This window comes from Edaphobacter sp. HDX4, assembly GCF_036877565.1.
Classification (GTDB): Bacteria; Acidobacteriota; Terriglobia; order Terriglobales; family Acidobacteriaceae; genus Edaphobacter.
Map to the genome: position 1 here is coordinate 311133 of NZ_JAEDXW010000002.1, position 18101 is coordinate 329233.

Here is an 18101-nt window from a genome sequence, read left to right on the forward strand (position 1 = left end):
GGAGAACGGGCCCGCGATTTTTAGCATCAGACGTGTCACAGTCTGAATATCTGAAAGGGGACTCGCGATGCCTTCTTCATCGGCATCGTTTCATTCCAGGGGGGCACAATGGGTGGTCTGGTGAGCGAGGCAAGGTTGTCTGGAATTCTGCTGCATGTTACTTCACTCCCGTCCTACGGAGGAGTGGGTGACTTTGGTCCGGCAGCCTATGCCTTTGTGGACTTTCTCGTTGAAGCGAAACAGCGCCTGTGGCAGGTTCTTCCGCTCAGTCCGACGGGTTACGGCAGCTCTCCTTATTCAGCGCTCTCGGCCTTCGCTGGGAATCCACTATTGATCAGTCTGGAAGTGCTGGTTGAACACGGCTGGCTCGCCAGGGAACGAATCGAAGGTCTTGCCGGTCACAATGGCCCGGTAGACTTCGAAAGGGTTGCTCTCCAAAAGCTCCCGCTCATCCAAGAGGCAGCTCGCAATTTTCTTGAGCATGCCTCCCACGCGGACCGTGCCCGCTACCAGGACTTCTCACAGAAGAACACCTCCTGGCTGGCCGACTACGCGCTCTACGCGGTCTTGCGACGTCGATTCAGCCTTGCCAGCTGGAATCAATGGCCAGAGGAGTTTGCGCATCGGCATGAGGATGCCCTCTCGCGGGTACGAGAAGAGGCGGCACACGAGCTCGCCATCGAACAGGTCATGCAGTTCTTCTTCAGCGAGCAGTGGTGTGCCCTCAAAAAATACTGTACGGATCGTGATATCCGGATTCTTGGGGACGTCGCCATCTTTGTCAGTTATGACAGCGCCGACGTCTGGACCAATCCGGACATCTTCGAGCTCGATCAGACGAGGCAGCCGATTCGCGTCTCCGGAGTCCCCCCGGATTACTTTTCTGAGACCGGTCAGCGATGGGGAAATCCGCTTTACAAGTGGCAGACGCTGGCTGACCGGGGCTTCGACTGGTGGGTAGCGCGAATTCGCCGCTCTCTGACGCTGTACGACATGATCCGGCTCGATCACTTCCGCGGGTTCGATGCGTGCTGGTCCATTCCCGCGGAAGAGGAGACTGCAGTCAACGGCATCTGGGTAAAGGCTCCGGGAATGGAACTCTTTGACACGCTCAAGTCTGTATTCGGCGATCTTCCTTTCGTGGCTGAAGACCTCGGGCTGATCACTCCGGAAGTGGAGCAGCTGCGGGAGCATTTCAACATGCCCGGCATGAGAGTGCTCCAGTTTGGCTTCGCAGATCGAGCCTCACACCTTCATCTGCCGCATGAGTTCGTTCCAAATACCGTCGTCTACACAGGCACTCATGACAACAACACCACTTTGGGATGGTGGCGCGAAGCTACAAGTCCCACCGAGCGCAAGAACGTCGAAAACTATCTGCAGACGATACGGCACGAAGGTGAGATCGTCTGGGCGCTGATGCGCGCGGCGGCCCGTTCCGTAGCCAATATCTGCATATTCCCCATGCAGGACGTTCTTCATCTCGGCAGCGAAGCTCGGATGAACATTCCCGCGGCGTGCAATGGGAACTGGTCCTGGCGATTCGACTTCGACGCCCTTCATCAGGATTTTGCTGTTCAGCTCGCAGAGCTTATGGAGATGACAGACCGTGATGGCTACGTCACGGAACAACCTCCTCAAATTCAGGTGATGTCCTCTTCGGCAGAGAGTACGCAGAAGATTTAGACTAGAGCGGTAATCTCAAACTCAGGAGCATCCATGCCTCTCTCTGGCGAAGCCATTCGTACCATGAATTACGTTGACGATATCTCGGTGACGCTGCGGCGCATCCTTGCCGTCCTGCCTTCGCTGACGGAAGAGGAGCGGCAACGGGTTGCGGAACACATCAAACACGCGGATCCCAGCTATGATTCCGTGCTCGCCGCAGTGGCAGGAAAGAAGTGATTCAAACGCCGGTTCCTGAGTCCGATCCCGCGATCCGTGTGGTCGCAGTGATCGGAGCAGGGAAGGCAGGCCGCAGCTTTGCGATGGCCTGCGCAAGCGCCGGTTTCTATGTTGTTCTCGAAGATGTAATGCCCTCCAATCTGCGGGCGGCTGAGATGGAGTATTCCGATCTCAGCCTGCGCGGAGGATACGGCGAGCTCGAACTGGCTTCCACGGTCGAAGGCGCCGTTCGTGAAGCAGACATCGCAATCGACTTCGTTCCCGACGAGCTCGAATCAAAGCTCGAGATCTTCAGCATGGCCGACCGGATGGCTCCGCCAAAGACGATTCTCTGTACACCGAGCGTCGCGTTGAGCATCACCGATCTCGCATCCTGCGTCTACCGTCCTGATCGCTGCCTGGCAATCCGCGGCGATCTGTCTGCTGGCGGCTCGGTGGAGATCCTCTTTCCTCCCTCTATAAGACCTTCTGTTCTTACATCTGTTGAAGCTTTCTTCACCAGACTTGGAGTCTCTCCCGTTAGCACGGCCGATCCTGAATCCGCAGCCCTCACGAAAAACATAGCCTGACCGGACGGCGAGGTCAGTCAGGGCTTATTTCTGGATGTTTCGTCACAAGTGGAACTCTTTCGTTCGCCTTTGCGTAACCGAACACTGAGATTCAAGTCAAAGTATCGTCATGCGCGCCCTTGTGGACATCTTCGCCCAGGTCTTCCGCTCGATAGCAGCCAATAAGCTGCGGTCTTTCCTGACCATGTTCGGAATCGCCTGGGGAGTAGCTTCGCTGCTGCTCCTGGTTGGTCTGGGTGAGGGGTTCCGGTCCGGGCAGCGTCGCAGTCTGGCCCAGCTCGGGGACGATGTCATCATGACCTGGGGCGGCACAATCCCGGCCATGGCGAATCAGCATACCGGGATGCGGCCTTACAAGCTGACTGTAGCCGACGCGGCGGCAATCCGTGAGCAGGCACAGCACGTCCGGAATGTGACCGCCTTCATCAATCGAGGCGACCTCAAGCAGGTCAGTGAATTCTCAAGCTCCGGCGGATCGGTTATGGGTGTTGAGGCGAACTATCCCCAGATTCGTCACATCCCAGTCGCCCAGGGACGATTCCTCAACATAGATGACATAGCCCAGCGCCGAAGAGTGGTCGTTCTGGGACAGAAGAATAATAAGTTGCTCTTCCCAGGTCGCCCCTCGCTCGGAGCCTTCATCACCATCAACGGGGCGAGATTTCAGGTCATCGGTGTCGCCGAGAAGATCGGCAGAGGCAACAACGACAGCGACAACCAGAGGCTCTACATCCCACTGTCGACGATGCTCGAGCTCTTCCCGATGACAGGGGAGAATATTCCGCAGGACTCCGTCACTTCCATTCAGTATCAGCCTTCCACTCCCGATTTGAATGAGACAGCCAAGGCCGAGGTGCATCGAATTATCGCGGAGAGGCATGGCTTCGATCCCGCTGTTAAAGATGCTTTTGAAGAGTGGGACACCATCAAGTCTGAGCGGACGGTTGGACTCATCTTCACCGCGATGGATGTCTTTCTCGGCGGCGTCGGGATTGTCACTCTCGCGCTGGGAGCCGTCGGGATCATCAACATCATGCTGGTCACGGTGACTGAGCGAACCAAGGAGATCGGCCTGCGAAAGGCGCTCGGCGCGACCAAGCGAAGTATCCTGACTCAGTTCTTCCTGGAGGGGCTGATGCTGACGAGCCTGAGCGGCATCATCGGCATCGTCGGGGCCGGAACGCTAATGTTTGCCCTGGGCAAGGCGATGGGGAACAATCAAATGGGTTTCGATCCGCCGCGGCTCGTTCCCTGGTCCGCGGCGATGGCGATGGGCACGCTCGTTCTCTGCGGAGTCGTCGCCGGGCTGTATCCGGCCAGCAAGGCCGCTGCGCTCGAGCCGGTTGAGGCGCTCAGAAAGGAATAGCCCGAATGATCAAGGACATCTTCCTGCAGGCGATGGAGGCCATGCGGTTCAACGGCAGGCGAACCGCAATCACGGTTGTCGGAATGGCCTGGGGCATCGCTACCGTCGTACTTCTGCTGGCCTACGGCGCGGGCTTCGGACGAGCCTTCGAGGCGATCTTCGCGCAGTGGGGAACGCACATGATCGGCGTCTTTCCCGGGACCACCAGCGAGCAGGCCGGAGGAGCAAAGGCGGGCATCAAGGTTCGCTTTAAACAGGACGATGTCGAGCGCGTCGAAGAGACCGTTCCAGGCGTCATTCACGTCTCCCCGATGCTTTGGAAGCAGGTTCCTGTACAGAATGACCTTCACTCCTTCACCTGGGAGGTCGATGGAGTGACGCCAGAGCTGTCCGAGATCATGAACATCCAGATCGACCAGGGCAGGTTCATCTCTGCGGCAGACATGCAGCAGCGCAATCACGTCGCTGTCATCGGGGCGGAGGCGAAGACCAAACTCTTCTCAGGGATGTTTCCGCTCGGACAAAAGATCCACATCAACGGCATCAGTTTCGAGGTGATCGGCGTCCTCAAGCCAAAGATGCAGGAGGGCGATGACAACATCAACCGCATCAGCTACATTCCGTTCCCGACGATGGGGGATATCAAGGACACCAAATACCTGGACGGAATGTGGATGAGCTACAAGGGCGATCACAAGGCCGTGGAACGAGCCTTGAGGAACGAGCTTGGCACCGTGCACGGCTTTCGTCCCACGGACCGCAATGCGGTCTTCGTCGCCAATATCATGGAGCAGCTTTCCCAGTTTCGCCTGATCTCGCTGGGACTGCAGGCGCTGCTATTGTTTATCGGCGTGCTCACGCTCGGTATCGCGGGGATCGGGCTGATGAACATCATGCTGGTGAGCGTCCAGCAGAGGACCCGCGAGATCGGGATCGAAAAGGCTCTGGGAGCCCGAAAGCGTCACATCCTCTTCCAGTTCCTCGCTGAAGCGCTGGTGATTACCGCGGTCGGCGGTCTGGGCGGCATCGCGCTCGCCTTTACCGTAAGCAAGGTGGTGGGCGGCATTACGTTCTACAGCGCCATCGCCTCGAACGCGAGCGCGGCGGATATCTACCTGCTGATCTCACCCAACATCGTCATCGTCGCGACGACGGTGCTGGTGCTGGTGGGGGTTGTCAGCGGGATGATTCCAGCTATCCAGGCGGCTAACCTCGACCCGATCGAAGCTCTGCGGTACGAGTAGCCCCTCCCCCCCCTTTTTTTGCGCAAAATCTTGGAATGAATAGACTTAGGTCCGGACCTCTGTCTTCCGATCCTTCTGTTCGATCTTCGAAAAAGGAAGAGCTCCTGAAAAACAGACTGGTTCCAGTTTATCGTTTCGCGGGAATCAGATCGGCAAACGGAATTATATGACCTGAAAAGACTTATGGAAGAAACGGCTTGACAGGGCGCCAATCCTCCGTCCTTAATGCACCCATACAATGAACAAAATGAGGATCAAGAGGCAATTAGTTGGGATGTTGCTCCTGATTTTGGCGGCCACTATCCCTCGTACCCACGCTCAGACAGGGGAAATTGAGAACCTCTTCAGTGACTTTGAAGCTAGTGCCGCCGCCGGAAAACACCGAGATGTTGCAGAGGCTGATCCTGCGCTTCAACGGATTGCGCAAGCCAGTAGTCAACGCATAACTGAAATGCTTCCTGTGATAATCCACGAAACGAGCAGCCCTCAACTCTCCTCCCGCCGGCTTGCTGCCGCGGTTTTGTATGCGATAACAACTCGTCCAGACGGTCAGTCATTGCTCTCGGCAGAAACCGCGACCTTCAAGGCGCTTCTCGTTGACCCAGACATTCCAATCAGAAGAATCACCATGCTGGCGGTCTATACTTTGCGACCGAATGCCAGCTCACCAATTGTGCCAGTTCTCAAGACCTATCTTGAGAGGGAGGACGCCGTTTCGACCATTGGTCCGGCTGTGGCTACAGTACTCATGCAAGCAGCCCCGAACGATGAAGAGAGCACCAACACTGTCGTGCAGTACATGAGACGCCAGGACCAGACCTCGGCGAGCCGGTATGTCTTGCTGGACGCTATCGTGAATGTTGCAAAATCCCACAACCGCGAGATCGGGAAAGAAGTGGTTAGCTATGCAGATGATCCCAGCGAACAAACGAGCGTTCGTGCGATTGGAACTCTTCAGGCAATGGGGCAGAGTGTCATCCTGGACAGCCAGCAATCCCTTTCACGGATCGCCGCAGATCCTAAAAGAGCTCCGAGCGTACGCGCTGCTGCTACAAAGGCACTCACGGCCATTCAGTGACTGAGGTCAGCGGGAACTCATCGCGAATGGGGTCGCGGATACTACTCTCGACGTGTATACACTGCTCAGCAGCGATCCAGCTTACCTCGTTAACTGCCTACCGGAATCCTGTGGGAGGTGATTGGTGCGACGCCCGGAAACTGATCCCTTAACCCCAAGCTGGTCGTTCCTACATCCCACATCTCAGAATCGAGATGTGGGGCACCCGGCACCCGGCGTTCACAGCCGCGCGGTGGGTTCGAGCGAGGACAGAAGAAATGCAGGAACTCTTCGCCTTCTGCTCAGAATGAACGGACTTGGGGCTGAGGTGGATTGGCGAGGCGACTAGTCCGCTCCGAGCGGCTCGAGGCGGACATCGCCCGTTGGAGCTGCGCCGAGCTCCTGATCCTTGTACTGAAGCTGGTAGAGCTTCCAGTAGAGGCCGCGCTGAGCGAGCAGCTCCTGGTGAGTCCCTTTTTCGCGGAGCTGGCCTTTATGCATCACCAGAATGGTGTCGGCCCGCTGGATGGTGGAGAGGCGATGGGCGATCAGGATAGAGGTGCGTCCGGTGATCATGCGGGAGAGGGCGAGGCGGACACGGAGCTCGGTGTCGGTGTCGACGGAGCTGGTGGCCTCGTCGAGGATGAGGATTCGGGGCGCGTGAGCCAGGGCGCGGGCGAAGCTAATGAGCTGCTTCTGCCCGGTCGAGAGGGTGGCTCCGCGCTCCTGCACGGGCTCCTTGAACTGCATGGGAAGGGTGCGGATGAAGTCGCCGACGTTGACCTCGTCGCAGGCCCGTTCGAGTTGCTCGTCGGTGATCCAGCTGGAACCGAGGCGAACGTTATCGGCGATGGTCCCGGTGAAGAGGAAGGGGTCCTGCAGGACGACGCCGAAGCGGCGACGCAGGGTAGTCAGGTCCTGTCTGCGTACATCCACGCCATCGACGAGAATCTCGCCGCGCTGGATGTCGTAGAAACGCATCATCAGCCCGGTGATAGTGGTCTTTCCGGCGCCGGTATGACCGACGATGGCGGCTGTTTCATCAGGCTCGATGGTGAAGCTGACGCCGCGCAGGATCCACTCGATATCGGCGAAGGATTGCAGCTCCGCGGGGGAGGCATCTTTGATGCGTGCGAGCTGATGCTCGTCCAAGTCCTGGTAGGTGAACCAGACATCGCGGAACTCGACCCTGCCGGAGCCATCGCCGGCGACCGGGTGCGCCGGTGGAACGATCTCGGACTGGGTGTCGAGGAGTTTGAAGACTCGTTCGGCTGCCGCCATCGCGGCCTGAAGGATGTTGTATTTGTCGCTGAGATCCTGAATGGGCCGGAAGAAGCGCTGGGCGTACTGGATGAAGGCGATGAGGACACCGACGCTGACGGTACCGAAGAGGCTGGTATGGATGGCGCCGCTGCCGGGGATCTGGTAGGTGTGCGGGGTCAGCCAGCGAAAGGTTTCGGTATGGAGGATGCCGATTCCTCCGCGCCAGATGACCAGGGCGATGGCGGTGGAGCTGAGTAGCTCCACGATGGGGTAGTAGAGGGCATAGGCGAAGATGGCATCGGTCCAGGCCCTTTTGTTCTCGGCATTGACGGTAGAGAAGTCATCGAAGGCGCGTCGCTCCCGGTTGAAGAGCTGCACGATGGCCATTCCGGAGACGTACTCCTGAGTAAAGGAGTTGATGCGTGCGGTGGCGGAGCGCTGACGCCGGTAGCTGTCGCGAACGTGCTTGCGGAAGATGCTGGTGACGTACAGGATCGCCGGAATAACCGAGATAGTTAAGAGAGCCAGCGGCCAGCTCATGCGAAGCATGATGATGACAATGAAGGCGAGGACGAAGACATCTTCAAAGATGGCGAGGACGCCGGAGGTGAACATCTCGTTGAGCGCGTCTACGTCTGAAGTAACGCGGGTGACGAGACGGCCGACGGGATTGCGGTCGAAGAAGGAAGGCGACATCCGCTGCAGGTGCCGGAAGATCTGGCTGCGAAGATCAAACATGATCTTCTGTCCGGTCCACTGCATCAGGTAGGTCTGGACGAACTCGAGACCGAAGCTGATGGTGAGAGCGCCAAGGTAGAGCATCGCCAGCTGAGTGACGCCGGTCATCGGGCGGGGGTCCAGATGGCGTGCCAGCCAGGATAGCCGCGCCGGTGGTCCGGTCATGTAGGTATCCACCGCAACCTTGACCAGGTAGGGGCCCATGACATCGGCCGCGGCCTTGATAAGGATAGCGATCGCAGAGAAGATTACCTGGAGACGGTAGGGCCCCAGATAGGTCAGCAGCCGCCGCATCAGGCGGCCGTCGTAGACCTTACCGACGACTTCGTCGTCCTGCGCCGGTTTCTTTGCAGGGTCTTTGGAGCCGGTTGCTTCTGTCTTCTTCCTGGCCATCTATCTACAATTCTAGATGCTGGCGTCGATGGCCGGATGCGAAAGTATGGTCACGGTCTGGCGACGGTTGCGACCTCAGCGATACCACGTACCTCCCCCTGGTCGGGAAGCTGAGCGAAGACGATAAGACGCAATCCTTCGGCACCGGTTTCGGCGGGTGCATTGATCCTGAAGGCGATGGGGCCGCGGTTGAGGTCCTGCAGCTTTCCGATCTTCACAAACGAGCGAGCGACACTGACATGTTTGAGCTCTTTGCCGCCGTTTTCGCCCCCTTTGACCTGGGTGGAGGCCGCAGGCTGGATAAGGACGGCATAGATGTCCCCGTGCGGCAGCTTCGCGTCAGGCTTTCCTGCCGAGACTGAGCTGCTGACGGATCTGCCGGTGATGACAGGAGAGGATACCGAAAGAGCGATCTTGGGTGCTTCCGCCGCCTGCGAGATTGCAGCGATCGCCTTGGCAGGATCGCTACCCAGAAACTGGGTATGGCCGTCGACAACCATCTGCGGGGTATAGGAGTCGTCGAAGTTGAGCCGCGGGGCGTAGAAGCTTTGACGCTGAGTGAACTGTGACGACGAGAAACGGTCGCGCCATCCCTGGCGATCCCAGTAGTCCACATGCTCTTCGAGGACGACGATGTGAGCGCCGGAGACGGGCTGCTGGGTTTCGAGCACGGCTAGCAGCTTGTCGGCGGGAGGACAGCTGGAGCAGCCCTCGGAGGTGAAGAGCTCCACCAGAACAGGTGTGCGGGGCGTCTGGGCGAGGGCAGTAGAGGCAACGCTGAGAAGAGCAGCGATGGAGAAGATGCGAATGGCGTTCAAAGTAGTGTCCTCGGAAGAAAACCGCACGGGCGGATTCTAGCGCTTTGTTGGATGGAGAAGCGATGGATATGGTCACAACCGCAGAAGAGTTCGTTGAGGGCTGGGGATGTGGATCGAGGGTTATGCGGATTTGCTATGCTCGGCGTACACCGTTCGATGAGGCCGGGGAGAGAATGCTGCTCGAATTACGTGCCGAAAATTACGCTGTGATCGACCGCGCCGTCGCCAGTTTCGGCCAGGGACTGAACCTGATGACGGGCGAGACGGGTGCCGGTAAATCCATCCTGATCGACGCACTGCAGATGCTGCTGGGTGGAAAAGCTTCGTCGGATGTGGTGAGGCATGGCGAAGAACGGGCGGTGGTCTCCTGCGTCTTTGAGATGACGCCGGGAGCAGCATCTGTGCTCGAAGCCAACGGCATCGATGCCGAGGGGGACGAGGTCCTGCTTCGACGAGAGATCGGAGCGAACGGGAAGGGTCGCGTCTTTATCAACAATCAACCGGCGACGGTTGGAGTGTTGAAGCTGCTCGCTCCGGAGCTTGCCCTGGTCCACTCCCAGGGAGAGACGATGGGAGCCTTCGACCAGGCGCAGCAGCGGACGCTGCTGGATCGGTTTGGAGAGATTGCGACCGATGCCGTGGCCGCCAGCTATGCGGCATGGCGCGAGACGACTACAAAGCTGGCAGAGCTTGAGGCGGATGAGCAGGACCGGTTACGGATGGCGGATCTTTGGCGCTTTCAGGCGAAGGAGATCGAGCAGGCTGGTCTGACGGCAGAGGACGAAGATGCGCAGCTGGAGGCCGAGAAGCGCGTCCTTGCGAACTCGGAGCGTGTGTATACCGCGGCGATGAGTGCCCACGAGTTTCTGTATGAGAGCGAGAACTCCGCCGAGACGACGCTTGGTGCGGCACTGAAGCAGGTCGAAGACCTGGCGCGATTCGACTCGAGATTTGCGGCGGCGGCCCAGCAGCTTGCAATGGCGAAGGCAACGGTCGAGGACGTTGCGGCGGAGGTTAGGGAGTTCGCCGAGAATGTGAATGCTTCGCCCGGCAGGCTGGAGGAGATTGAGGATCGGCTGGCTGCTCTGGACCGACTGAAACGCAAGTACGGACCGACGCTGGCGGAGGTGATCGCCTTTGGCGCGGAGTCCTCGCGCAAGCTGGCGGAGGTGGAGAATCGCGATGCTCTGCTGGTGGAGCTGACGGCGAAGCAGGCCGCAGATGGAGAGGCTTATCGTGGGGCGGCGGGAAGAGTGACTGCCGCGCGCAGAGAGGCTGCCAAAAGACTGGAGAAGCTGGCGGTCGGGCAGATCAACGATCTGGCAATGAGCACGCGTTTTTCGGTACAGGTGATGCCGGAAGAGGCGCAGGCCGGATGGACCGCGCACGGCTGGGACCAGGTGCAGTACCAGATAGCGACCAATGCAGGAGAGCCGCTGAAACCATTGGACGAGATCGCTTCGGGGGGAGAGATGTCGCGCGTGATGCTGGCTCTGAAGGTGACGGTGGAGGAAGGTGTTCAGGGTGGCGGAAAGAAGAAGAAGATCCCGCTGCCTCGAACGCTGGTCTTCGACGAGATTGACATCGGCATCGGAGGGCGCGCGGCGGAGGCGGTGGGCAAGAAGCTGAAGACGCTCTCTCGTGGACAGCAGGTGTTGTGCATCACCCATCTTCCGCAGATTGCTGCGTTTGCGGATCAGCACTTCCTGATCGAGAAGACAGAGAAGCGGGGAAGGACGCAGACGGCGATCCGCCGCATGGACGACGAAGAGAGGGCTCGGGAGATCGCCAGAATGTTGAGCGGAGAGAAGCTGACGGAGACCAGCCTGAAGCACGCGGAACATCTGCTGGCGACCAGCCGCTGAAGCGTCGCCTCGCTCCGTGCAAGAGCGGGTATGTACACGCATCCTGCTCTGGGAAGGCTGCATCCGACTAGGCACGACTGGCCCTCCGGAGGGGTCTAGCGATGGCAAATACTCCCCAAAAATGCGCAAAACAAGGATGCGGGTGCATGGCACAGCCGGGCAGCAAGTACTGCTCGACCCAATGTGAGGATGGACGCAAGTTTATGACCTTGCGGTGTAGCTGCGGCCACGCTGAATGTGGTTCCTGAAAAGGCTGCAAGCATCTGAATCGAAAGAAGCTTAGGCGAGCTCTTCGAGCCTTCTCGCAGAGAGACGGGACCGGTGGTCCCGGTCTCCGGGTGAGGATCAGGGGAGGTTCCCGGAAAAGGGTGTCTTCGCCCCTGATCGCGGTTATACTTATATGGTGACGACCACTACAACCCTGCACCCGGTTGCTGTCTCCGAGAACAGCTCTTCCACTTCAACCAAACGTGTCCTTCTCCTCAAGCCTCGCGGCTTCTGCGCAGGCGTGGTGCGCGCGATCGATATCGTACGCATTGCACTCGAGACGTTTGGCGCTCCTATCTACGTGCGCAAAGAGATCGTGCATAACAGCTATGTCGTCAATGATCTGGCTAAAAAGGGCGCAATCTTTGTCAACGAGCTGGATGAAGTTCCCGAGGGTGCGAGAGTGATCTATTCGGCGCACGGAGTCTCACCGGCCGTACGGCAGCGGGCGAAGGATCGTGGGCTCAAGGTGATCGACGCTACCTGCCCGCTGGTCACGAAGGTGCATGTGGAGGCGATCAAGTTCGCCAAGCAGGGGTACTCGCTGGTCCTGGTGGGACATCGCGATCACGAAGAGGTCGAGGGAACCCAGGGTGAGGCTCCGGATGTGACCCAGGTGGTCTCCACTGTGGAAGAGGTCGATGCTCTCGTGGTTCCCGATCCCGACAAGGTGGCGTACTTGACGCAGACGACGCTCTCGCTGGACGAAGCGAAGTACATGATCGATGCGTTGAAGAAGAAGTTTCCGAACATCGTCGGTCCGCATGCGCAGGATATCTGCTACGCCACGGAGAACCGTCAGACCGCAGTCAAGAATGTGGCTCACGGAGCGGATGTGGTCCTGGTGGTGGGATCGCGAAACAGCTCCAATTCGAACCGTCTGGTCGAGGTCTCGCAGAACCTGGGGACGAACTCCTACCTTATCGACAAGGCTGACGACATCCGTCCTGAGTGGCTGGAGGGCATGAACGCAATCGCCGTGACCGCCGGAGCCTCAGCGCCTGAGGTGCTGGTGCAGGAGGTCGTGGCTTACCTGCAGGGCAAGGGGTACGGTTCGGTCGACGAGGTCGAAGTCATGCCCGAGAATGTGCGTTTTGGTTTACCGCCGGAGATCGTACAGGCTATTGCATCCGCCCCTCAGCCAGCGCAGTAGCGCACAGGTTGAGGATCAACATTCATTGAGTGTCAGAGAATCCTAGATGAGTAAAACTTCACAAAACCCGCAGATGCCAGCCTCCCCGGCGCAGCCCCGGTTTGGCAGGATGGATCTTGGCTTGAACCAGGTGGTCGACGGTATACGTCGTGCTAAAGACTGGTTGTTGGGGCAGCAGCATCCTGACGGGTACTGGTGTGGAGAACTCGAAGCAGATGTGATGCTCGAGGCAGACTACATCTTTATGCATACGCTGCTCGGAACCGGTGAGCCGGGAAAGATGCAGCGCGCGCTGAACGAGATTCTTCGGCATCAGAATGAAGACGGCGGATGGAGCCTCTATCCGGGCGGACCTTCGAATATCAACTACGGCGTCAAATCGTATCTTGCCCTCAAGCTGATGGGATGGTCTAAAGATGATCCGGTGATGGTCAAGGCTCGCGAATGGGTTCTGGCCAACGGCGGCGTGGTTGAATGCAACACCTTCACTAAGATCTATCTCTGCGCGCTGGGTCAGTATGACTATGACGCTGTACCGGCGGTTCCGCCGGAGATCGTCCTGTTTCCGAACTGGTTCTACTTCAACATCTACGAGATCTCTTCCTGGTCGCGCGGAATTCTCGTTCCGCTTTCGATCATTTATGCGAAGAAGCCGTTCAAGAAACTTCATCCGGAGCAAGGGATAGAGGAACTTTTTGTAGGCGGCCGCCAGAACGCCAATCTGCACCTGCGTTGGGACGACAAGAAACTGATCGGCTGGAGGAACTTCTTCCTTCTCACCGATCGCATGGTGCACTGGTTTGAGCGCGTCCATATCCGTCCGCTGCGGAAGGTAGCGATCCGCAGGGCAGAGAAGTGGATGCTGGCCCGGTTTGAGAAATCCGATGGCCTGGGCGCTATCTATCCGGCGATGCTGAACTCCATCGTGGCGCTTCGCTGCCTGGACTACTCCCTGGACGACCCGCAGCTGATTCGAGCCATGGACGAGTTCGAAAAGCTGGGCATCGATTGTCCTGAGGGAACTCCCGACTATCCCACCCCGACGTTCCGCATGCAGCCGTGCTTCCCCCCGGTCTGGGATACGGCACAGGCAATGTACGCCCTGGGCGAGGCCGGAGTGAGCCGAACCGATCCGAGTATGCTGAAAGCCGCCGACTGGATCCTTACCAAAGAGATCCGCACCAAGGGCGACTGGGCGGAGAAGGTCAGGAATGTGGAGCCTGGCGGGTGGTGTTTCGAGTTTAACAATGAGTTTTACCCGGATGTCGATGATACCGGGCAGGTTCTGCTTGCGTTGAACTGCGTCGATCACCCCAAGGAACGGTACCACTACGAGGTATGTCAGCGCGCCCTGAACTGGGTGTGGGCGATGCAGTGCAAGAACGGCGGCTGGGCCAGCTTCGATAAAGACAACACGAAGATGATCTTCCAGTACATTCCGTTCGCCGATCACAACGCGATGCTCGACCCCCCGACGGTCGATATTACGGGCCGCATGCTCGAGATGCTGGCGCAGTACGGGGTGACGCGCAAGGATCCGCGAGTCGAGAAGGCTATCCAGTTCATCCTTAAAGAGCAGGAGTCGGATGGAAGCTGGTTTGGGCGCTGGGGCGTCAATTACCTGTACGGTACCTTCCTGGTCCTGCGGGGGCTGGAAGCGATGGGCATGTGGAATCACGAGCCCGCCATCCAACAGGCTGCGGAGTGGATCCGTATGGTGCAGAACGCCGACGGAGGATGGGGCGAGACCTGCGGAACCTATGATGATTCGAATCAGCGCGGCATCGGTCCCAGCACTCCCTCGCAGACGGCGTGGGCTGTTCTTGGCCTGCTGGCCGCAGGTGATACCCGGTCCGATTCGGTTGCGAAAGGAGTTCGCTGGCTGATCGAGCGTCAGCACGAGGATGGAAGCTGGGATGAGCTGGTACCAGGCAGGAACGGCGAGAGTTACTACACAGGAACCGGCTTCCCGCGGGTGTTCTACCTGGGATATCACTTATATAAGCAGTACTTTCCGCTGCTGGCTTTGACGACATATGAGCGCGCAATGAAGCGCGAGGCAGCCGAATCGGCTGTTGCATAAAAAAGAATTTCTGGAGGAATCTCCGCATGGCAGTACCGATCTCACAGGCGTGGACGGTCGCATCGTACGTACTGAAGCAGAAGCTCAAGGGGCGGAAGCGATATCCGCTGGTGCTTATGCTTGAACCCCTCTTTCGCTGCAACCTGGCTTGCGCCGGTTGCGGGAAGATTCAGTATCCGGCACACATTCTGAAGTCCGAGCTGACTCCCGAGGAGTGCTTCAAGGCTGTGGAAGAGTGCGGAACCCCGATGGTCTCCATCCCGGGGGGAGAGCCGCTGCTGCATCCTAAGATGCCGGAGATCGTTGCCGGACTGGTGGCGCGAAAGAAGTACGTCTACATGTGCACCAATGCGCTGCTCCTGAAGGAGAAGCTTCACCTCTTCAAGCCCTCCAAGTATCTCTCTTTCTCGGTCCACGTCGATGGAGAGAGGGAGCATCACGACTTCTCCGTCTGCCGCGAAGGCGGATACGACATTGCCATGGAAGGTGTCCGCGCCGCCGTGGCAGCAGGCTTCCGAGTGACCACCAACACGACGCTCTTTGACGGCGCCGACCCCAACAGCGTGCGTCGCCACTTTGACCAGCTGATGGAGGCAGGCGTTGAGAGCATGATGGTCTCGCCGGGCTACACCTACGACAAGGCTCCCGACCAGAACCACTTCCTCGGCAAGGCCAAGTCGCGCCGACTGTTCCGTGCGATTCTGTCCAATCGCAAGAAGTCATGGGAGTTCAACACGCATCCGCTCTTTGCCGAGTTCCTGATGGGCAAACAAAATTTTGAGTGCACGCCGTGGGGTATGCCGACCTTCTCGATCTTTGGCTGGCAGAAACCCTGCTACCTATTGCAGGACGGCTATGCCGATACCTTCCAGGAGCTGATTGACACCACCGACTGGGAGAACTACGGCGCTAAGAGCGGAAACCCGCGCTGCGCCAACTGCATGGTGCACTCCGGCCATGAGGCGAGTGCCGTGGATTACAACTTCAGCTCGCTGAAGGGATTCCTGGTGACCGCGAAGAAGTACATGTTCCCCTCGACCTACCCCGACGCGGATGCGCAGAAGCTGCTGAACGAGTGGAAGCCGGAACACAGCACTCCCCTGGTTCAGATTCAGGCAACTTCCAGCGAAGAACTGCAGACGGTCTCAGGAGATTAGGCGCGATGGCGACGGAACAGCAGGAACATCTAAAAATTGAGCAGCTTCGCCAACACAGCGCGGATGAGCTGGAACATATCGCCGGTCGTGAGAAGGAGAATCTTGAGGGTTGGATTCCCAGCATCGCAACGGATGCCGAGATTCGCGAAGCTCTTGAGAAGGCCTTCGATTATCGCGGAGACGTAACAATCACCCGCAAGGACGGCACGAAGCTCGAAGGCTATCTTTTTGACCGGCGCAGCGGCGCCTCCCTCCAGGACTCCTTCGTCCGCGTTATTCCATCGAATGACCGGACCAAGGTGAACGTGGCGTACTCCGACGTCGCGGCGTTGGCCTTTACCGGGCGCGATTCTGCGGCGGGAAAGACCTTCGAGGCGTGGGTTAAAAAGTACTGGGCCAAGAAGGCCGCCGGCGAGAAGAATATTCAGATAGAACCCGAGAAGCTGGACTAAGCCGCTTCGCTGGATTCCGCCCCATCGGGGAAAGACAAGACGTGCGCGTATTTATAACTGGAGCGACAGGCTTTGTAGGATCCCACGTGGCCCGGAAGTATGCGGACGAGGGTGCGAAGCTGCGTCTGTTAACCAGGACGACCAGCAACCTACAGTCGTTGGAAGGTCTGGATGCCGAGACGGTGATCGGCGATCTGCGACAACCTGAGGCTCTGCGAAGCGCGTTGACCGGCTGCGATGCACTGGTCCATGTAGCCGCAGATTACAGACTGTGGGTTCGCGATCCGGCGGAGATGTATGCGGCCAACGTCGACGGCACGCGAGAGCTTCTGCGCCTGGCGCGCGAGGTCGGCGTCTCTCGTGTTGTGTACACGTCGAGTGTAGCCACGATGGGATTTCGCTCGGACGGTACGGTGGTCGATGAAGACACTCCCGTCTCGCTGGCGGACATGATCGGCCACTACAAGCGATCGAAGTTCCTGGGAGAACAGGAGGCCATCAAGGCTGCCGCCGCAGGGCAGCACGTGATGATCCTGAATCCAACGACGCCGATCGGACCGGGTGACGCGAAACCGACTCCTACGGGAAGGATCATCGTCGACTTTCTCAATCGCAAGTTTCCCGCCTATGTGGATACGGGGCTCAACCTGGTGGATGTAAAAGAGGTCGCGAGAATGCATTTCGTCGCACTCGATACGGGAAGACCGGGTGAGAGATACATCCTTGGCGGCGAGAACCTCACCCTGAAGCAGATTCTCGATCGCATGTCGGCAATTACGGGATTGCCTTCACCGACCATGAAGGTTCCTCATGGCGTCGCGATGGCATTCGCCTTCTTCGATGAGACCTTCACGGGCAAGCTGCTGAAGAAGGAGCCGCGAGCAACGGTCGAGGCTGTGCGAATGGGGAAGAAGATGATGTTCGCATCGTCTGCGAAGGCGGAGAAAGAGCTCGGTTTCAAAAATATTCCCATCTATCACGCGCTCCGTTCCGCGATCCACTGGTTCGTGACCCACGGCTATGCGCCTGCTCCCGGCGGAAGATCGTCATGAGGGTAGGGATTGTGGCAGCGCTGCCGGGAGAGTTGAAGCCACTGGTACGAGGATGGGAGCCGCAGCGTTCCGGCGTCAGAGGACTCTCGATCTGGAGGACAGAGCGGCAGGGAGATGAACTGATTGCCGTCAGCGGGGGGATGGGCTCAAACGCTGCGCTGCGCGCCTTCACGGCGGCTGAGTTTCTTGGAGCGTTGGACGTCGTCCTCTCTGTGGGGTGGGCGGGTGCGTTGGCGCCGGAGATGAAGACCGGCCATTGCTATGCTCCTGGAGAGATCATTGATGCCCAGACAGGGGAGCGATTCTCATCGGCCGCGGGCGACAGGTCCACGCGCCTGGTGACGACTCCAGACGTGGCTGGGGCCGCAGAGAAGCATCGATTGAACCAGAGTTATGGAGCCACCCTGGTGGATATGGAAGCGGCTACGGTGGCTCGCCTGGCCCAGATGCGCGGCGTGCCATTCTTCTGCTTCAAGGCAGTATCGGATGCAGCTGACGCCGAGCTACCGGACCTGAACCGCTTCATCGATGTTCAGGGCCAGATGCAGATGCCTCAGTTTTTGGCGCATGTGGCGCTGCGGCCACGGTTCTGGGGGTCACTGCTGGAGCTGGGAAGGAACAGCGCAGTCGCCGCGCGTGCGCTGGCAGAAGGTGTAAACAGGTTTCTGAGCGAAGAGATCGTGGGGCGAACCCACCCAATGGGAGCAAGCTAATCCGTG

At 58.7% G+C, this 18101-nt stretch carries 15 protein-coding genes; 13 read left to right on the forward strand and 2 right to left on the reverse strand.

All coding sequences use genetic code 11. The features are described from left to right. The first annotated feature begins 108 nt into the window (after positions 1–108). The 6 genes from malQ (at position 109) to JAO29_RS03720 (ending at position 6162) form a co-directional block, all read left to right on the forward strand. Entirely contained in the window at positions 109–1686 is a 1578-nt protein-coding gene (gene malQ / locus JAO29_RS03695) for a 4-alpha-glucanotransferase (protein WP_334266826.1), read from the forward strand. Positions 1687–1719: 33 nt separating this feature from the next. Next, on the forward strand, positions 1720–1905 hold the full coding sequence (locus JAO29_RS03700; RefSeq protein ID WP_026385910.1) for a hypothetical protein: 186 nt from the start codon (positions 1720–1722) through the stop codon (positions 1903–1905). Further along, complete coding sequence (locus tag JAO29_RS03705) at positions 1902–2474, forward strand: 3-hydroxyacyl-CoA dehydrogenase NAD-binding domain-containing protein (protein ID WP_334266827.1); 573 nt, start codon at positions 1902–1904, stop codon at positions 2472–2474. Before JAO29_RS03700 ends, JAO29_RS03705 begins: the two co-directional genes overlap by 4 nt. 109 nt (positions 2475–2583) lie before the next feature. Continuing rightward, complete coding sequence (locus JAO29_RS03710; RefSeq protein WP_334266828.1) at positions 2584–3840, forward strand: ABC transporter permease; 1257 nt, start codon at positions 2584–2586, stop codon at positions 3838–3840. Between the two features lie 5 nt (positions 3841–3845). Beyond that, positions 3846–5084, forward strand: coding sequence for an ABC transporter permease (locus JAO29_RS03715; RefSeq protein WP_334266829.1), 1239 nt, complete (start codon positions 3846–3848; stop codon positions 5082–5084). 274 nt (positions 5085–5358) lie between these two features. Beyond that, positions 5359–6162: a hypothetical protein gene (locus tag JAO29_RS03720; protein WP_334266830.1), complete on the forward strand. Its 804-nt coding sequence runs from the start codon at positions 5359–5361 to the stop codon at positions 6160–6162. 324 nt (positions 6163–6486) lie between these two features. On the opposite strand, the gene JAO29_RS03725 is transcribed toward JAO29_RS03720, so the two are convergent. Together JAO29_RS03725 and JAO29_RS03730 are read right to left on the reverse strand one after the other, a co-directional pair. Then, positions 6487–8535: an ABC transporter ATP-binding protein gene (locus tag JAO29_RS03725; RefSeq protein ID WP_334266831.1), complete on the reverse strand. Its 2049-nt coding sequence runs from the start codon at positions 8533–8535 to the stop codon at positions 6487–6489. Positions 8536–8585: 50 nt separating this feature from the next. After that, positions 8586–9353, reverse strand: coding sequence for a DUF1223 domain-containing protein (locus JAO29_RS03730; protein WP_334266832.1), 768 nt, complete (start codon positions 9351–9353; stop codon positions 8586–8588). Between the two features lie 173 nt (positions 9354–9526). On the opposite strand from JAO29_RS03730, the gene recN reads away from it, so the two are divergent. The 7 genes from recN to JAO29_RS03765 all read left to right on the forward strand — a co-directional run bounded on the left by recN (position 9527) and on the right by JAO29_RS03765 (position 18095). Beyond that, entirely contained in the window at positions 9527–11218 is a 1692-nt protein-coding gene (gene recN, locus JAO29_RS03735; protein ID WP_334266942.1) for a DNA repair protein RecN, read from the forward strand. Between the two features lie 400 nt (positions 11219–11618). After that, positions 11619–12638 (forward strand): 4-hydroxy-3-methylbut-2-enyl diphosphate reductase, encoded by a 1020-nt coding sequence (locus tag JAO29_RS03740; RefSeq protein WP_334266833.1) that lies wholly within the window; start codon positions 11619–11621, stop codon positions 12636–12638. Positions 12639–12684: 46 nt separating this feature from the next. Continuing rightward, complete coding sequence (shc, locus tag JAO29_RS03745; protein ID WP_334266834.1) at positions 12685–14721, forward strand: squalene--hopene cyclase; 2037 nt, start codon at positions 12685–12687, stop codon at positions 14719–14721. 26 nt (positions 14722–14747) lie between these two features. Next, a complete protein-coding gene (gene hpnH / locus JAO29_RS03750) occupies positions 14748–15878 on the forward strand; it encodes an adenosyl-hopene transferase HpnH (RefSeq protein ID WP_334266835.1) in 1131 nt (376 codons plus the stop codon). Positions 15879–15883: 5 nt separating this feature from the next. Then, entirely contained in the window at positions 15884–16330 is a 447-nt protein-coding gene (locus tag JAO29_RS03755) for a hypothetical protein (protein WP_334266836.1), read from the forward strand. Positions 16331–16371: 41 nt separating this feature from the next. Further along, the gene (hpnA, locus tag JAO29_RS03760) at positions 16372–17382 is read left to right on the forward strand and encodes a hopanoid-associated sugar epimerase (protein ID WP_334266837.1); all 1011 of its coding nucleotides are present in this window, start codon (positions 16372–16374) and stop codon (positions 17380–17382) included. After that, positions 17379–18095: a phosphorylase family protein gene (locus JAO29_RS03765; RefSeq protein ID WP_334266838.1), complete on the forward strand. Its 717-nt coding sequence runs from the start codon at positions 17379–17381 to the stop codon at positions 18093–18095. The genes hpnA and JAO29_RS03765 overlap by 4 nt, the downstream gene beginning before the upstream one ends. The last annotated feature ends 6 nt before the right edge of the window (positions 18096–18101 follow it).